Annotated in this window: 1 protein-coding gene; it reads right to left on the minus strand. The window is 66.1% G+C overall.

Features of this window, described 5'->3' with window-relative positions:
• Positions 1-685: acyltransferase domain-containing protein (locus ABD329_RS47935; protein ID WP_344318311.1), on the minus strand; the 685-nt coding region annotated here is incomplete at both ends.

A 685-nucleotide genomic window follows, 5' to 3' on the forward strand; every position in this document is an offset into this window, starting at 1 on the left:
GGCCAGTCCACGGGTGTTCCGGTGGTGGAGAGTTCGGCGAGGTGGGTGAGGAAGCGGGTGGGGGTGTCGTCGTCGCGGCGGAGGGTGCCGGTGATGGTGGTGTGTAGTTCGGGGTGGGTTTCGGTGGTGTCGTGGATGGCGGTGGTGAGGACGGGGTGGGTGCTGATTTCGATGAAGGTGCGGTGGCCGTGGTTGAGGAGGTTTTGGGTGGCTTGGTGGAAGCGGACGGTGTCGTGGAGGTTGCGGTACCAGTAGTCGGGGGTGATGTGGGTGGGGTCGGTCCAGTCGGCGGTGACGGTGGACATCCAGGGGATTTCGCCGGGTGTGGCGGTGACGCCGTCAAGCACCTGGTGGAGTTCGTCCTTGATGGTGGTGACGTGTCCGGAGTGTCCGGCGAAGTCGACGCCGGGGAGTTGCCAGCGGTAGATCTTGGCTTTGGAGAGGGTTTTGCCGAATTCGGCGAGTGCGTCGGGGTCTCCGGATATGGAGACGGAGGCGGGGCCGTTGATGGCGGCGATCCACAGGCGTCCGTCCCACGGGGCCAGCGCTTCCTCCATCCATTCTCGTGAGGCGAGGACGGACATCATGCCGCCGTGTCCGGTGAGGTGGTGGGCGATGGTCTGGCTGCGCAGGGCGACGATTTTGGCTGCGGTGGGGAGGGTGAGGTGTCCGGCGACGCAGGCGG

Source organism: Streptomyces javensis (genome assembly GCF_039525925.1).
GTDB lineage: Bacteria > Actinomycetota > Actinomycetes > Streptomycetales > Streptomycetaceae > Streptomyces > Streptomyces asiaticus.